At 74.4% G+C, this 14,285-nt stretch carries 12 protein-coding genes; 6 read left to right on the forward strand and 6 right to left on the reverse strand.

What is annotated here, in order from left to right; all coding sequences use genetic code 11:
* Positions 1-334 precede the first annotated feature (334 nt).
* Both IE219_RS06280 and IE219_RS06285 read right to left on the reverse strand, forming a co-directional pair.
* The gene (locus tag IE219_RS06280; RefSeq protein ID WP_189975548.1) at positions 335-724 is read right to left on the reverse strand and encodes an SCO4983 family protein; all 390 of its coding nucleotides are present in this window, start codon (positions 722-724) and stop codon (positions 335-337) included.
* 121 nt (positions 725-845) lie between these two features.
* Positions 846-2,057, reverse strand: coding sequence for a pyridoxal phosphate-dependent aminotransferase (locus IE219_RS06285; protein WP_189975549.1), 1,212 nt, complete (start codon positions 2,055-2,057; stop codon positions 846-848).
* A 184-nt stretch (positions 2,058-2,241) separates the two neighbouring features.
* Between IE219_RS06285 and mptB the strand changes: the two genes are divergently transcribed.
* A complete protein-coding gene (gene mptB / locus IE219_RS06290) occupies positions 2,242-3,660 on the forward strand; it encodes a polyprenol phosphomannose-dependent alpha 1,6 mannosyltransferase MptB (protein WP_189975550.1) in 1,419 nt (472 codons plus the stop codon).
* A 44-nt stretch (positions 3,661-3,704) separates the two neighbouring features.
* Here the strand turns inward: mptB and IE219_RS06295 are convergent, their stop codons facing one another.
* Together IE219_RS06295 and IE219_RS06300 are read right to left on the reverse strand one after the other, a co-directional pair.
* The gene (locus tag IE219_RS06295) at positions 3,705-5,312 is read right to left on the reverse strand and encodes an N-acyl-D-amino-acid deacylase family protein (protein WP_189975551.1); all 1,608 of its coding nucleotides are present in this window, start codon (positions 5,310-5,312) and stop codon (positions 3,705-3,707) included.
* Between the two features lie 16 nt (positions 5,313-5,328).
* On the reverse strand, positions 5,329-6,597 hold the full coding sequence (locus IE219_RS06300; RefSeq protein ID WP_189975552.1) for an alanine racemase: 1,269 nt from the start codon (positions 6,595-6,597) through the stop codon (positions 5,329-5,331).
* Positions 6,598-6,769: 172 nt separating this feature from the next.
* Between IE219_RS06300 and IE219_RS06305 the strand changes: the two genes are divergently transcribed.
* From IE219_RS06305 to IE219_RS06320, 4 genes are read left to right on the forward strand one after another with little or no spacing between them, the layout of a single operon-like run.
* Positions 6,770-7,855, forward strand: coding sequence for a sugar kinase (locus tag IE219_RS06305; protein WP_229849654.1), 1,086 nt, complete (start codon positions 6,770-6,772; stop codon positions 7,853-7,855).
* Complete coding sequence (locus IE219_RS06310; RefSeq protein ID WP_189975554.1) at positions 7,852-8,628, forward strand: IclR family transcriptional regulator; 777 nt, start codon at positions 7,852-7,854, stop codon at positions 8,626-8,628. The genes IE219_RS06305 and IE219_RS06310 overlap by 4 nt, the downstream gene beginning before the upstream one ends.
* A complete protein-coding gene (locus IE219_RS06315; protein ID WP_189975555.1) occupies positions 8,621-9,034 on the forward strand; it encodes a RidA family protein in 414 nt (137 codons plus the stop codon). Before IE219_RS06310 ends, IE219_RS06315 begins: the two co-directional genes overlap by 8 nt.
* 43 nt (positions 9,035-9,077) lie before the next feature.
* Complete coding sequence (locus IE219_RS06320) at positions 9,078-9,575, forward strand: hypothetical protein (protein WP_189975556.1); 498 nt, start codon at positions 9,078-9,080, stop codon at positions 9,573-9,575.
* 7 nt (positions 9,576-9,582) lie between these two features.
* On the opposite strand, the gene IE219_RS06325 is transcribed toward IE219_RS06320, so the two are convergent.
* Together IE219_RS06325 and IE219_RS06330 are read right to left on the reverse strand one after the other, a co-directional pair.
* Positions 9,583-10,920 (reverse strand): M14 family metallopeptidase, encoded by a 1,338-nt coding sequence (locus IE219_RS06325; protein WP_189975557.1) that lies wholly within the window; start codon positions 10,918-10,920, stop codon positions 9,583-9,585.
* Positions 10,921-11,283: 363 nt separating this feature from the next.
* Positions 11,284-12,996 (reverse strand): chitinase, encoded by a 1,713-nt coding sequence (locus IE219_RS06330; protein WP_189975558.1) that lies wholly within the window; start codon positions 12,994-12,996, stop codon positions 11,284-11,286.
* A gap of 383 nt (positions 12,997-13,379) precedes the next feature.
* Here IE219_RS06330 and IE219_RS06335 point away from each other — a divergent pair, with 383 nt between their 5' ends.
* On the forward strand, positions 13,380-14,237 hold the full coding sequence (locus IE219_RS06335) for a hypothetical protein (protein WP_189975559.1): 858 nt from the start codon (positions 13,380-13,382) through the stop codon (positions 14,235-14,237).
* Positions 14,238-14,285: the final 48 nt, after the last annotated feature.

A 14,285-nucleotide genomic window follows, 5' to 3' on the forward strand; every position in this document is an offset into this window, starting at 1 on the left:
TGGATTCCCCGGATGTGTGGCGGTCGAGTACGGAGGTGCAGTCTCGGCCCGGAACGTGCGGCGTGCCGCTACCCCGCTTGACCTGCTGACATGTGAAGCATCTCGTCCGCCGCTCACGTCCGGCTACCGCCCCGCTTGCGCCCCGCTGCCGTCCCCCGGCACGGCGGCGCCCGCTTTTCTCCGGCCCGTGCGACGGCCCGCGTGGGCCCGCACGTCGGCCCGCGCGGAGGCCCGTGCGATGGTCCGCGCGTCGAGCCCCGGGGCGACACGCCCCGGGGCTCGACGGGTGGATGGCACCCGGGCCGCGCGGTTCGTGCCGCGCGGCCCGGGGCCGTCAGGGGGCGGCGACCAGGGGGTGCCCGGTCAGTGCCGCGGTGTGCGCGTCCATCCGCTCGGCGGCGAGGATCGCGGCGGCCGTGTCCGCGCGGGAGGCGGCGACGACCAGGGCCCGGCCCGCGAGGGCGTGGGCCTTGCGGTGCAGGGCCTCGGAGGGGGCCCCGCTCAGGCCCGCGTGGCGGGCCGGGGGTGCTCCGCGCAGCCGCGCCACCTGCCGGGCGATCAGCTCGCCGCCGTCGCCGTCGCCGAGCTCGTCGGTCACGGCGAGCAGGGCGGAGAGGTGTCCGGCGAGCTGGATGTCCAGCTCCTCCTCGCGGGAGCGGTGCGGGAAGGCGGCCGGGGTGCCGGTGGTGGTGTGGACCGACTTGGTGCGGATCGGTTCGTACATGGGATGGCCTCCTGACTGCTCGAAGGCCATCCTAGCTTGGAATTCGTCTAAAGTTGAGCCGAGTCCGGTTCAAGGCTCGGTCAAGGCGCCGCCGCCGGGGCCCGGCGGCGGCGCGGGCCCGTCAGTGCTGGCCGTAGCCGTCCAGGAAGCGCCCGATCCGCGTCACCGCGTCGGTCAGGTCCGCCACCGACGGCAGCGTCACGATCCGGAAGTGGTCCGGCTCGTGCCAGTTGAAGCCCGTCCCGTGCACCACCATGATCTTCTCGGCCCGCAGCAGGTCCAGGACCATCTGCCGGTCGTCCTTCACCTTGTAGACGTTCGGATCCAGGCGCGGGAACAGGTACAGCGCGCCCTTCGGCTTCACGCAGGTCACACCCGGGATCGAGGTGAGCAGCTCGTACGCCGTGTCCCGCTGCTCCAGGAGCCGCCCGCCCGGCAGCACCAGCTCCTCGATCGACTGCCGGCCCTGGAGCGCGGCGGCCACCGCGTGCTGCGCCGGCATGTTGGCGCACAGCCGCATGTTCGCCAGGATCGTCAGCCCCTCGATGTACGAGGACGCGTGGTGCTTCGGGCCGCAGACCGCCAGCCAGCCGGAGCGGAAGCCCGCCACCCGGTAGTTCTTGCTCATCCCGTTGAAGGTGAGGCAGAGCAGGTCCGGGGCGATCGCGGCGGTCGGCGTGTGCGTCGCGCCGTCGTAGAGGATCTTGTCGTAGATCTCGTCCGAGCAGACCACCAGGTCGTGCCGGCGGGCGATCTCGGTGAGCCCCCGCAGCATCTCGTCGTCGTAGACCGCGCCCGTCGGGTTGTTCGGGTTGATGATCACGATCGCCTTGGTGCGGTCGGTGATCCTGCGCTCGATGTCGGCCAGGTCCGGCATCCAGTCCGCCTGCTCGTCGCAGCGGTAGTGCACCGCCGTACCGCCCGCGAGGGAGACGGCGGCCGTCCACAGCGGGTAGTCAGGGGCCGGGACGAGGACCTCGTCGCCGTCGTCGAGGAGCGCCTGCATCGCCATCTGGATGAGCTCCGAGACGCCGTTGCCCAGATAGATGTCCTCGACGGAGAGGTGGACGCCCTTGGTCTCGTAGTGGCTCATCACCGCGCGCCGGGCCGACAGCAGCCCCTTCGCGTCGCCGTAGCCGTGCGCCTCGGAGAGGTTCCGGAGGACGTCCTCCAGGATCGCGGGCGGGCACTCGAAGCCGAAGGCGGCCGGATTGCCGGTGTTGAGCTTGAGGATGCGATGACCCGCGGCTTCGAGCCGCATCGCCTCTTCGAGCACCGGGCCCCGGATTTCGTAACAGACGTTGGCGAGCTTCGTGGACTGGATCACCTGCATGACGCGAGCTTACGACCGGGGGCGGCGCGACGCCTCGTGTTCTCGGACACGTCACGGGACGCGCCGCCCGCGGGCGGGGCCCGCGCCTCCCCGCCGCGCGGAACATCACCCCGCGCCCCGGCCGGGACGGCGGAGCACCCCGCCGATCCGGCGCCCCCCGCCGCCCGGGGTAGGTTGGCTGGTCATGTGGGCTGTGAACGCGTCGGGATGCCGGTGGCTGGGGGCGGGCGGCGCGCTCGCCGTGACGGCCGGCGGGTACGCCGCCGGAGCGCTGCCGGTGCTCGGCGGCGACCCCCTGTGGACCCCGCGCGCCACCGGCCCGCAGACCGCCGGGGCGGTCCTCGCCGCCCTCGGCCTCACCCTCCTCGTCCTCGCCTGGTGGCGGTACGGCGTGCTCCTCGCACGCGGCGCCGCCGGGATCGCCGGGGGAGCCCTCGGCACCCTCGCCGCCTGGGCCGGGCCGCTGCTGCTCGCCCCGCCGCTGCACAGCGCCGACGTGTACAGCTACATCGCCCAGGGCGCGATGGTCCTGGAGGGGCACGACGTGTACGGCGCCGGGCCGTCCGTCCTCGGCCCCGGCGACCTCGGCGCCGACGCGGCGGCGAGCGTCGGCGGGAACTGGACCGACACCCCCGCCCCGTACGGCCCCGCCTTCCTCCTCCTCGCCGAGGCCGCCGTCCGGCTGACCGGCGGCTCCGTCGTCCCCGCCGTCCTGCTGCTGCGGCTGCTCGCCGTCGGCTCGGTCGCCCTGATCGTGTGGGCCGTGCGCGGCTTCGGGCGCGGCGACGGCGCCCTGTGGCTCGCCGCCCTCAACCCGCTGCTCCTCGTCCACGTCGTCGGCGGCGTCCACAACGACGGCCTGACCGCCGGGCTCATGCTCGCCGGCCTGCTCCTCGCGGTGCGCGGCCGCTGGGTGTGGGGCAGCGTCCTCGTCGGCTGCGCCGTGATGGTGAAGTCCCCGGCCGCCGTCGCTCTCCTCTTCATCGGCGTCCTCGTCGCCCGCCGGGCCGGCGGCGGGGCCCGGGGGATCGCCAAGGGCCTGGTGCTGCCCGGCGCGGTCGCCGGGGCCGTCGCGGCGGGCGCGAGCCTGCTCGCCGGGACCGGCTTCGGCTGGCTCGGCACCCAGTCCGTCGCGGGCGCCATCCACACCCCGCTCTCCCTCACCAGCGACCTCGGCCTCGCGCTCGGCACGCTCCTCGCCGACGACCCCGGCCCGGTCAAGGCCGTGGTGCAGCGGCTGGGCCTGCTCGCCGCCGCCGCGCTGATCGCGGCCCTGGCGTGGCGCGCGTACCGGGGCCGGATCGACCCCGTCCTCGGCCTCGGCCTCTCCCTGCTGGCGCTGGTCGCGCTCTCCCCGATGGTCCAGCCCTGGTACCCGCTGTGGGGCACGGTCGCCGTCGCGGCCGTCGCCTGGCACAGCCGGGCCGGGCAGGTCCTCGCCGTCCTCTCGGCCGCCCTCGTCTACGAGACCCAGCCCTCCGGCCACACCCCCTGGTACGGCTTCGCCGCCGCCGGCCTGGTGCTCGCCCTCGGCGCGGTGTGGCTGCGCCGGGAGCGGTGGCCGTCGGCACGCGCCCCGCTCCCGGAGAAGGCACCGGCCTAGAACGGCGCCCGCCGGGAGCGGCGTCCGCCGGGAGCCGCGGCCGCCTAGAGCGGCGTCCGGCGGACCGCGCGGCCCGCCAGGACGTCGGTGCGGCGGCCGTCCTCGATCGTGAAGCGGCCGTTCACCAGCACGTACGGAATCCCCGTCGGCGGGGTGCGCGGGGCCTCGTAGGTGGCGCCCGCCGCGACCGTCGCCGGATCGAAGAGGACCAGGTCCGCCACGTACCCCTCCCGCACCAGGCCCCGGTCGGGCAGCTGCAGCCGGGCCGCCGGGCGCGAGGTCAGGTGCGCCACGCACTCCTCCAGGGAGAGGACGCCCTCCTCGCGCACGTACCGCCCCAGGTACTCGGGAAAGGTGCCGTACGCCCGCGGATGCGGCTTCGCACCCTGGAGGATGCCGTCCGAACCGCCCGTGTGCACCCGGTGCCGCATGATCGCCCGCACGTTCTCCTCGTGCCCCACGTGCTGGAGGATCGTCGTCCCCAGCCGGTCCGCCAGCAGCAGCGCCCGCGCCTCCTCCCACGACGCCGGACGGCGGCCCACCCGGTCGGCCAGCGCCGGGTCCGACACCCCCGACACCTCGATCGTCGACCAGTCCACCGGCACCCCGTGGCAGCCGTCCGAACCGGTCACCTCCAGATCGTGCCCGATCCGCTCCGCCACCGCCCCGTCCGCCAGCCGGGCGAGCACCGCCTCCGGACCGCCCTCCTGCGCCCACGACGGCAGCAGCGCGAGGAGCGTGGTGCAGCCGGGGGTGTACGGGTACGTGTCGAGGCTGATGTCCGCCCCCGCCTCCAGCGCCCGGTCGAGCAGCGCCAGCAGCTCCGGCGCCCGGCCCTCGTTCTCCGCGAAGTTCATCGTCGCGTGCGCCAGGTGCAGCGGGCAGCCCGCCTCCCGGGTCAGCGCGATCATCTCCTCGTACGCGCGCAGCGCCCCCGCCCCGTAACTGCGGTGGTGCGGGCAGTAGTAGCCGCCGTAGGACGCCACCACCCGGCACAGCTCGGTCAGTTCGGCGTCGGGGGCGTACATGCCGGGGGTGTAGGTGAGGCCGGAGGAGAGGCCCACGGCGCCCTGCTCCAGGCCCTCGGCGACCAGCCGCCGCATCCGGTCCAGCTCGGCCGGGGTCGCCGGCCGGTCCTCCCAGCCCATCGCGTACATCCGGACGGTGCCCTGCGGCACCAGATAGGCGGCGTTCACCGCGATGCCCGCGCCGCCGTGCGCCGTGTCCAGCCGGTCGAGGTACCCGCCGACCGTCCGCCAGTCCAGGTCCACCGCGTCGTCACCGGGCCCGCCGCCGTTCCACCCGGCGATCGTCCGCCGCACCTCCCCGAGGGTGCGGTCGTCGACGGGGGCGTACGACAGCCCGTCCTGGCCCAGCACTTCGAGGGTCACGCCCTGCGCGGCCTTCGCCGAGTGGTCCGGGTCGCGCAGCAGCGCCAGATCGCTGTGGGCGTGCATGTCGATGAAGCCGGGGGCCAGGACCAGGCCCTCCGCGTCGACGGTCCGGGTGGCCGTCGGCCGCTGGCAGCCGGCCGCCGCGGCCTCCTGCACGATCGCCGTGATCCGGCCCCGGTCCACGACCACGTCGGCCCGGTAGGACGGGCCGCCCGAACCGTCGACCACCTCGGCGTCCTGGAAGACGACATCCAGCATGACGGCCTCCCCGGGCCTAGAAGAAGGTGCGGACGTAGTCGACGACCGTACCGTCCGCCGTCACCAGCGGGATCAGCTGCCACTTGTCGAAGACCGTGCACGGATGCGACAGGCCCATCCCCACCCAGTCCCCGACCTCCAGCTCCGCGCCCTCCCCGGTGCGCAGCCAGGCGTGCTGGTCGGACAGGGCGGTCACGGTGATCCCGTCGGCCGCCCGGACCTCGCCGGTCCGGGCGTCGCGCACCGCCTGCGCCTCCGGCAGGTGGAGGTCGTACGCCGCGTCCCGCTTGCCCGCGTTGGTGAACGCCTGCCCGGCGGACGGCCGGGACACCACCTGCGACCAGAGCCGGAAGGCCGGCTGGAGGGCGCCCTCCCCGGGGACCCGGTTGAAGGGCGTCCGCTCCCGGTACTGCCCGTCGTCGTGCGAGACGTACGCCCCCGAGCGCAGCAGCCTCAGCGTCGGCCGGGACAGCTCCGGCAGCTCCGCGAAGACGTCGGCCACCGCGTCGAACCAGGCGCTGCCGCCCGCGCTCACCACGATCTCCTCCACGGACGCGCCGAAGCGGCCGTCCCGGTCGAAGGCGGCGGCCAGCGCGGTCAGCCGGCGCAGCCAGGCCCGGACCGACTCCCCGTCCGCGCCCGGCACCTCCGCCTCGTACCCGGCGACGCCGACCAGCCGGAGCGTCCCGGTCGCGGCCACCGCGTCGGCGACCGCCGCGCACTCCGCCTCCGTACGCGCCCCGGTCCTGGCGCCCTCGCCCGCGCCCAGCTCCACCACCACGTCCAGCGGGCGCCGCGCCCCGGCCGCCCGCAGCGCCCCGTCCATCAGCTCGACCCCGCGCACCGAGTCGACGTAGCAGACCAGCCGGAAGTCCGGGTCGTCGTCCAGCTCGGCGGCGAGCCAGCGCAGCGCCGCCGGGTCCACCAGCTCGTTGGCCAGGAAGATCCGGTCGACGCCGTGCGCGCGGTAGACGCGGACCTGGTGCGGGACGGCCGCGGTGATGCCCCACGCGCCGTGCTCGATCTGGCGGCGGAAGAGGACCGGCGCCATCGAGGTCTTGCCGTGCGGGGCGAAGGCCAGGCCGTGCCGCTCGGCGTACTCCTCCAGGGTGCGGAGGTTGTGCTCGACGGACTCGGCGGAGAGCGCGAGGACCGGCGTGGTGAAGCCGCCGGTGAACAGGGAGCGGCGCTGGGCGGCCAGCTCGCCGACGGTCAGCCCCTCCGCGTCCGGCGGCAGCCCCTTGAAACGGTGGTCGACGCGCTCGTTCGCCAGCTCGTCCGGCATACGTCCTCCTCGACGCTCGTTGCGTATCATGCAACGTCCATTGCGTATATCGCTCACCGGTGTCTAACATCCGGGGCGAGGCCGGGTCAACGCACCGGCACCCCAGGACCCGCAGGAGCGTGACGTGACCGTGGCCGGACCACCCCCCGAGGTCGTCTGCGTGGGCGAGTCCATGGTGACCTTCCTGCCCTCCCGGCCGGGCCGCCTCGCCGACGTCCCCTCCTTCACCCGCGCGATCGGCGGAGCCGAGTCGAACGTCGCCTGCGCCCTCGCCGCCGCCGGCCACCGCGCCCGCTGGACCGGCCGGGTCGGCGCCGACGGCTTCGGCGACCACCTCACCGCCGCCCTCGCCGCCCACGGCGTCGACGTCACCACCGTCCAGCGCGACCCCCGGCGGCCCACCGGCGTCTACTTCCGCACCGACGCCGACCGCGCCACCGACGCCCACGAGGTCGCCTACTACCGGGCCGGCTCCGCCGCCTCCGCCATGTCCCCGGCCACCGTCCCCCACGAGAGCCTCGACGGCGCCCGGATCCTCCACCTCACCGGCATCACCGCCGCCCTCTCCGCCGACTGCCGGGCCCTGCTCCACGACCTCACCGCCCCCCGCCCCGGCCGCCCCCTCGTCTCCTTCGACGTCAACCACCGGCCCGCCCTCTGGCGCGACGGCGACGCGGCCGGCGTCCTCCTCGACCTCGCCAACCGCGCCGACCTCGTCTTCGTCGGCGCCGACGAGGCGGAGACCCTGTGGGGCGCCCCCGACGCCCGCGCCGTCGCCGCCCTCGTCGACCGCCCCGCCGTCCTCGTCGTCAAACACGGCCCGGCCGGCGCCACGGCCTTCGACCGCACGGAGCGGGCCGGGGGAGCGGGCGGCACCGGGGGTACGAGAGACACCGGAGGCACCGGAGAAGCCAGAGGCACCGACGGCACCGGAGACACCGACGGCATCGACGGCAGCGTCCATCAGGAGCGTCCGCCCCGGGTCGACGTCGTCTCCACCATCGGCGCCGGCGACGCCTTCGCCGCCGGCTTCCTCTCCGCCACCCTCCGCGGCCTCGGCCTGCCCGCCCGGCTCCGCCACGGCCACCTGATGGCCGCCGCCGCCCTCACCACCCCCGGCGACCTCGCCACGCCCCCCTCCCGGGCCCGCGCGGACCGCCTGGCCGCGCTCGACGCCGACGCCTGGGGGAGACTGCGTCTCGGCCCCGGCTGGACGTCGGCCGACACGGAGGCCGACGAGGAGGTACGTACGAGATGAGCCAGACCGTCGACCGGGCGCTCAGCATCCTGCCGCTGCTCGCGCAGGGCCCCGCCGACCTGGGGCAGGTCGCCGACCGCCTCGGCGTGCACAAGTCCACCGCCCTGCGGCTGCTGCGCACCCTCCACGAGCACGGCCTCGTCTACCGGCAGCAGGACCAGCGCTACCGGCTCGGCGCCCGCCTCTTCGCCCTCGCGCAGGAGGCCGTCGAGAACCTCGACGTCCGCGAGATCGCCCACCCGCACCTCGCCGCCCTCAACGAACGCACCGGCCACACCGTCCACCTCGCCGTCCACGAGGACGGCGAGGTCGTCTACATCGACAAGGTCGAGAGCCGCTACCCGGTCCGCATGTACTCGCGGATCGGCAAACCGGTCGCCATCACCGTCGCCGCCGTCGCCAAACTGCTCCTCGCCGACCTGCCCGAGGCCGAACGGCGCACCCTCGCCGGCCGGCTCGACTACCCCCGCTACACGCCCCGCTCCACCCCCGACGCCGCCGCCTTCCTCCACGAACTGGCGACCGTCCGCGACCAGGGCTGGGCCACCGACCTCGGCGGCCACGAGGAATCCATCAACTGCGTCGCCGCCCCGATCCACGGCGCCGACGGCCGGGTCGTCGCCGCCATGTCGGTCTCCGCGCCCAACGTGGTCGTCACCGCCGAGGAACTCCTCGCCCTGCTGCCCCTGGTGCGCCGCACGGCGGAGGCGATCAGCCACGACTACTCCGGAACCACCCCACAGAAAGAAGCAGAGGCAACCGCCGATGAGTGAGAAGACCGCCCTCACCCCCGCCACCCACACCACCCCGCCCGCGAAGTTCTCGCACGGCGTCCGCAAGGGGAACATCCTCCAGGTCGCCGGCCAGGTCGGCTTCCTGCCCGCCGTCGAGGGACAGCCCCCGACCCCGGCCGGCCCGACCCTGCGCGAGCAGACCCTCCAGACCTTCGCCAACGTCAAGGCGATCCTGGAGGAGGGCGGCGCGACCTGGGACGACGTGATGATGATGCGCGTCTACCTCACCGACACCGACCACTTCGCCGAGATGAACGCCCTCTACAACCAGTACTTCGAGGAGCAGGACCTCAAGGCCCCGCCCGCCGCCCGCACCACCGTCTACGTCGGCCTCCCCAAGGGCCTCCTCATCGAGATCGACGCCCTGGCGGTCCTCGACCGGTGACCCCTCGGGGCGCGCTCACAGGCGCGTCGGCCATACTGCCGCCGTGGAGCAGAGCACAGGACCCAGCATCCAGCCCCTGCACGGCGCTTCGGCGGACCCGGGGTTCATACCCGGCATCACGGCGTCGCCCGTCCCCGAGGGCGTGACCGAGCACCCGGACGACGCCGGCGGCGAGACCGCCGGCGCGCCCGCGGACGAGCGTGCCGACGCGGCCGGTGACGCGAGCGGCGCCGAGGACGCGGCGGACGGCGACGGGCCCGTCTTCGAGGCCGCCGACCGGCGGGGGCGCATCACCGCCGACGCCGAGGGCGTCCGGCTGCGCTACGACGAGGAGGAGTGCGAGTTCCGCTGGGACGAGATCGGCGCGGTCGAGTCCGCGGCGAAGCGGTTCGGCAAGCGCCTCTCCGTCATCGTGCACACCCCCGACCGGCGCTGGTACCCGATCGAGCTCGACGCCCCGGACCGCGCCGGGCTCGCCGCCTGGGAGGCGGAGCTCGACGCGGTCCTGGACGCCTACTTCGACGAGACCGCCGAGGCCTGACCGGGCCTCAGCAGTACTGCGCCTGCTTGCCGATGGAGCGGTACATGCAGTCCGCGTTCTCCAGGAGCCGCAGGACCGCGTCGCGGTTGCGGGAGGTCTCCCGCTCGATGACCTCGTCGGGCGGGTAGAACCCGCCGTCCCACGACGAGGCCGGATACATCTCGAAGGTGTACGCGAAGATCTTCTGCGCGCCCCACAGCCAGTCGTCGATCGACCCGTCGGTGACGTACAGGTCGCTGGACTGCTCGGGGGTGTAGCCGTTGCTCGCGGCCATCTGCCGGCCGACGGTGGCGAAGGCGTCCCGGTCGTCCCGCGTCATGCCCGGCGCGGTGTCCGCACTGGTCCAGCCGAAGGGCCACAGCACCAGTTCGCTGTACGTGTGGAAGTCGATCGCCGCCTTGATCTGCTGCTTCCCGCCGACGACGCGGGAGCGGGCGAAGTCGGCGACGACCTTCACCTCGGGGGCGGACTCGGGCGCCGCGCCCCGGTAGGTCTCGGAGCCCTTGGAGCCGGAGGAGCCGCCGCAGCAGCCCCACTTGTAGTCCCAGTTCCGGTTGAGGTCGGTGCCGACGGCGGAGGAGCCGGCGTTGGGCTGCCGGTTCTTGCGCCAGCTGCGGTAGGAGCCGGTGGCGATGTCGTACTCGCCGCCGTCCGGGTTCACGTCCGGCACGATCCAGATCTCGCGGCCGTTCACCGCGTTCGTGATCCGGGGGTCGGTGCCGTACCCGGCGCCGAGCTCGCGCAGCAGGTAGAGCGCCATCTCGACGGTCAGGTGCTCGCGGGCGTGCTGGTGGTGGGTGAAGAGGACCTCGGGCTCGTCCTCGTCGGCGTTCACGTTGTCGCTGATCTTGACGGCGATGATGTCGCGGCCCTGGTAGCTCTTGCCGATGACCCGCTTGCTCATGATCGACGGGTGGGCGGCGAGCCGCTGGTCGATCTCGGCGTTCATCTCCGCGTACGTGTGGTACTTCGCGTCGGCGGAGGGGAAGTCCTGCGGGCCGAGGGCGGTGCGGGCCGGCGCGCCCCGGTCGGGCGGGCCGGGGAGCGCGACCGGCGCGTAGCCGAGCGCCCTGAGGCCGTCGAGCTGCCGGGCGTCGGCGCTGACCACGACCGAACGGGCGTCGACCTCGTCGATCGAGACGCCGGTGGCGGCCAGCGCGGTGCGGGCGGCGGGGGTGGCGGGTCCGGTGACCTCGTACTGCCGGACCACCTCCGGTCCGCCCCGCCCGGCGGTCGCCTGGTCGGCGCCCGCGGGCGAGGAGAGGGCGGACAGGGGCGCCGCGAGGGCGAGGGCCACGAGGGCCGCGAGGGCGGCGGACCTCCTGCCGCGTGGGGGACGTCGCATGCTGTCTCCTGGGGGAGTGTGGGGGGTGCGACCAGCTGGTGCGGATGGTCCGGGCCACATGGTGAAGGCGTGTCATGGACGGGGCAAGAGAGGGAGTTCGGCCATGATCGGACGCCGTACGCCCACGCCGGGGGCGGGGCGCGTACGGGGTGCGTACGGGGAACGGGACGGGGCGCGTACGGGGAACGGCCGCCGCGCGGGACGGGGCGCGGGCGGAGCGCGTACGGGCGGGAACACGGCGGCGGGGACGGGACAGGGGCACGGCGGCGGCGGGGCGGGGGCACGGCGGCGGAGACACGGCGAGGCGCCGCCGGATCACCGGCGGCGCCTCGTGGGGGGAGCCCGGGAAGGTGGGCCGAGGGGTTACGGCAGGTTGTGGACGTGCGCGCCGACCGCGTTCGACCAGGCGTTGCCGGCCGTCGCGTCCCAGTTGGTGGACCAGGTCATGGCGCCCCGCAGGGTCGGCCACGCCTGCGCCGGCTTGAAGGTGCCGCAGCCGGTGAGCTTGGTGAGGCAGTCGATCGCGTTGTTCACGACCGCCGGGGCGACGTAGCCGCTGCCCGCGCCGCGGGTCGAGGCGGGGACGCCCAGGCCGACCTGGGACGGGTCGAGGCCGCCCTGGATCTGGATGCAGGCGAGCGCGGTGAGGAAGTCCACCGAGCCCTGGCTGTAGACCTTGCCGTCGCAGCCCAGCATCGCACCGCTGTTGTAGTACTGGGTGTTGACGACCGTGAGGATGTCCTTCACGGCGAGCGCGGTCTTGAAGTACTCGGTGCCCGTGGACTGCATGTCGATGGTCTGCGGGGCCATCGTCAGGACCATCTTCGGACCGGCCTTGGCGGAGAGCTGGCGCAGCGCCTTGGTCAGGTAGGTCGAGTTGATGCCGTGCTCGAGGTCGATGTCGATGCCGTTGAAGCCGTACTCCTGGAACAGGGCGTAGGCGCTGTTCGCGAAGGCGGTGGCGCTGGCGTCACTGTTGATCGTGACGTTGCCCTTCTCGCCGCCGACGGAGATGATCACCGACTTGCCGGCCGCCTTCTTGGCCGCCACGTCCGACTTGAACTCGTCCACCGACGCGTAGCCGACGGCCGGGTCCAGGTTGAAGACGATCTGGCCGGGCGTGGTCGTCGAGTCCGCGAAGGAGACGGCGATGATGTCGTACGCCGCCTGCACGTCGCGCAGCTTCTGCTTCGCCGCGCCGTTGTCGAAGTTCTGCCAGTAGCCGGTGACCGCGTGCTTCGGGACGGCCGGGTTGGTGCCGCCGTTGCCGCCGTCGTCGTTCTTGGCCGTACGGGCGCTCACCGCACCGGACTTGGCGGACTCGCCCGCCGCGTTGGCGGCCGAGACCTGGAAGGAGTACGCGGTGTCGGCGGCGAGGCCGGAGACCGTGGTGGAGGTGCCCGTGACGGTCGCCGCGAGCTGCCCGTCCCGGTACACCTTGTAGGAGGTGGCGCCGGAGACCGCGCCCCAGCTCAGCGGGACCGCGCCGGTGGTCGGGGTGCCGGCGGCCAGCCCGGTGGGGGGCGTCGGGACGACCGGGTCGGGGTCCTGGGTGCCGCCGCCGTCGGGGCCGAAGACGCTCACGTCGTCGACGAGGTAGGCGGCGGTGCCGTACCAGCCGTGGGTGAAGATCTCGACCGAGGTGGTCGAGGCGCCGGTGGTGAAGGTGGTGGTGAGCTGCTTCCAGGACGGGGAGTCCGGCGACCAGGTGGAGACCGTGCCGGTGCCGGTCCCGGTGCCGCTCGCGCCGAGGTACGCGTACCCGCCCTGCACCCACGCGCTCAGCGTGTAGGTGGAGTTCGGCTTCACGGTCACGGTCTGCACGCACTTGGCGTTGTCGAGGCCGCCGGGGGTGGCCTTCAGGGCGCCGGCGCCGGCGTGGGTCGGGGTGGCGACGACGGTGCCGCTGCCGGCGGAACAGGCCCAGTTGGCGAGGCCGTTCTCGAAGCCGGCGTTGCGGGCGTTGTTGACGTCGGCGGCCATGGCCGTGCCGGTGCCGCCGACCAGGGCGATGCCGGAACCGACGGCGAGCGCGAGGGCGCCGCCGAGCCAGCGGCGGGTGGTGGTGCGGTCCACGTGCGTCCTCCGGTGGGGGAGTTGGGGGGTGGGGATGCCGCACGCCGCCCCGCCCCCGACGCGCTGCGCCGGCCGGGAGGGCGTGTGGTGCGGGAAACCTGTGGTGCGGGGGAAACGTGTGATGCGGGGAATGCGGGGAAGCGGTGTCGGGACGGTGACCACCGCCGTTGTCGCACCAAGTTGGTCCAGACCAATTGCGTTGTCAAGACCTCTGACAAGCGGAAGGAAGAAATCCGATGAGGTGAAAGGGGAGGGGAGTTGACGGATTGTGTGTTCACCACCACGGTCCGCGTGGATAGGGTGCAGAGCAGACGTGAGGTGCGGCCCCCGGGGCTCCCGAGGCCGGGAGCGGGAAAGGGGGCCGGGAGGACGGGGGGCCTGGCGTGCCGACAGCGATCGCGGTCACCGGTGCGGATCTCGTGCTGCCGCCCGCCGACCCGCAGACACCCAACGCCGCCGTGCTCGCCGACCCCGGCGCCCGGAGCCTCGACGACTCCGTCACCGAACTGCGGCGCCTCGTCGACCGGTTCGGCCACGTCCTCGTCGTCTGCCCGGCCTCCGCGCCGCGCGCCGTCGCACACCGCCTGCACACCGTCCGCGGCCTCCTGGAGAGCGACCGGATCGCCCTGGTCCGCCCCGACCTCCCGCCGCTCGGCACCGCCGTCCTGGTCCGCCAGCTCCGCCAGCTCTCCGCCTGCGACTTCAGCCCCGGCGTCCTCGCCTCCGCCGCCCGGCTCCTCGCCCACTACATCCACCCGGGCGCCGTCCTCGGCTCCGTCTCCCGCCTCGACCGGGTCCCCGTCACCCTCGGCTCCCACCTCAAGAGCTGGCTCCCCGGCGCCCACTTCGCCGTCCTCGCCGGGCCCTCCCCCCGGATCGTCCGCGTCGGCGCCGACGAGTCCGACCTGCCCGGCCCCGGCTTCGCCACCCGGCTGCTGATCGCCCGCGGCCAGCTCGCCACCGAGTGGCCCACCGCCTCCCTCGCCCCCCGCTGGGGCGTCGCGGGCCCCGTCGAGGAGACCGCCCTGCCCGCCTCCTCGCCCGGCTGGTGGGGCACCTCCAAGCTGGTCGAGTTCGCCGCGTACCTCCCCGACCTGCCCGTCCTGCACCGGCTGGTCGCCTCCGTGCGCCGCGAGACCTGCCACTGGTGCGGCCTGGAGCTCATCGGCGACCGCTGCGGCTTCTGCGCCGCGCCCCTGCCCGCCGCGTCCGCCCCGGCAGCGGCGGGACACCCCCGGTGACCCCGCCGCCGCCCCCGCTCCCGTCTCCGCCCACGTCTCCGTCTCCGT

It is taken from the genome of Streptomyces termitum (assembly GCF_014650175.1).
Classification (GTDB): domain Bacteria; phylum Actinomycetota; class Actinomycetes; order Streptomycetales; family Streptomycetaceae; genus Streptomyces; species Streptomyces termitum.

Excerpts from the sequence above, each read along its gene's own strand:
- IE219_RS06285 (WP_189975549.1), bottom strand. The coding sequence starts at position 2,057 with ATGCAGGTGATCCAGTCCACGAAGCTCGCCAACGTCTGTTACGAAATC.
- IE219_RS06305 (WP_229849654.1), top strand. The coding sequence starts at position 6,770 with ATGGTGACCTTCCTGCCCTCCCGGCCGGGCCGCCTCGCCGACGTCCCC.
- IE219_RS06295 (WP_189975551.1), bottom strand. The coding sequence starts at position 5,312 with ATGCTGGATGTCGTCTTCCAGGACGCCGAGGTGGTCGACGGTTCGGGC.
- IE219_RS06315 (WP_189975555.1), top strand. The coding sequence starts at position 8,621 with ATGAGTGAGAAGACCGCCCTCACCCCCGCCACCCACACCACCCCGCCC.
- mptB (WP_189975550.1), top strand. The coding sequence starts at position 2,242 with ATGTGGGCTGTGAACGCGTCGGGATGCCGGTGGCTGGGGGCGGGCGGC.
- IE219_RS06310 (WP_189975554.1), top strand. The coding sequence starts at position 7,852 with ATGAGCCAGACCGTCGACCGGGCGCTCAGCATCCTGCCGCTGCTCGCG.
- IE219_RS06325 (WP_189975557.1), bottom strand. The coding sequence starts at position 10,920 with ATGCGACGTCCCCCACGCGGCAGGAGGTCCGCCGCCCTCGCGGCCCTC.
- IE219_RS06300 (WP_189975552.1), bottom strand. The coding sequence starts at position 6,597 with ATGCCGGACGAGCTGGCGAACGAGCGCGTCGACCACCGTTTCAAGGGG.
- IE219_RS06280 (WP_189975548.1), bottom strand. The coding sequence starts at position 724 with ATGTACGAACCGATCCGCACCAAGTCGGTCCACACCACCACCGGCACC.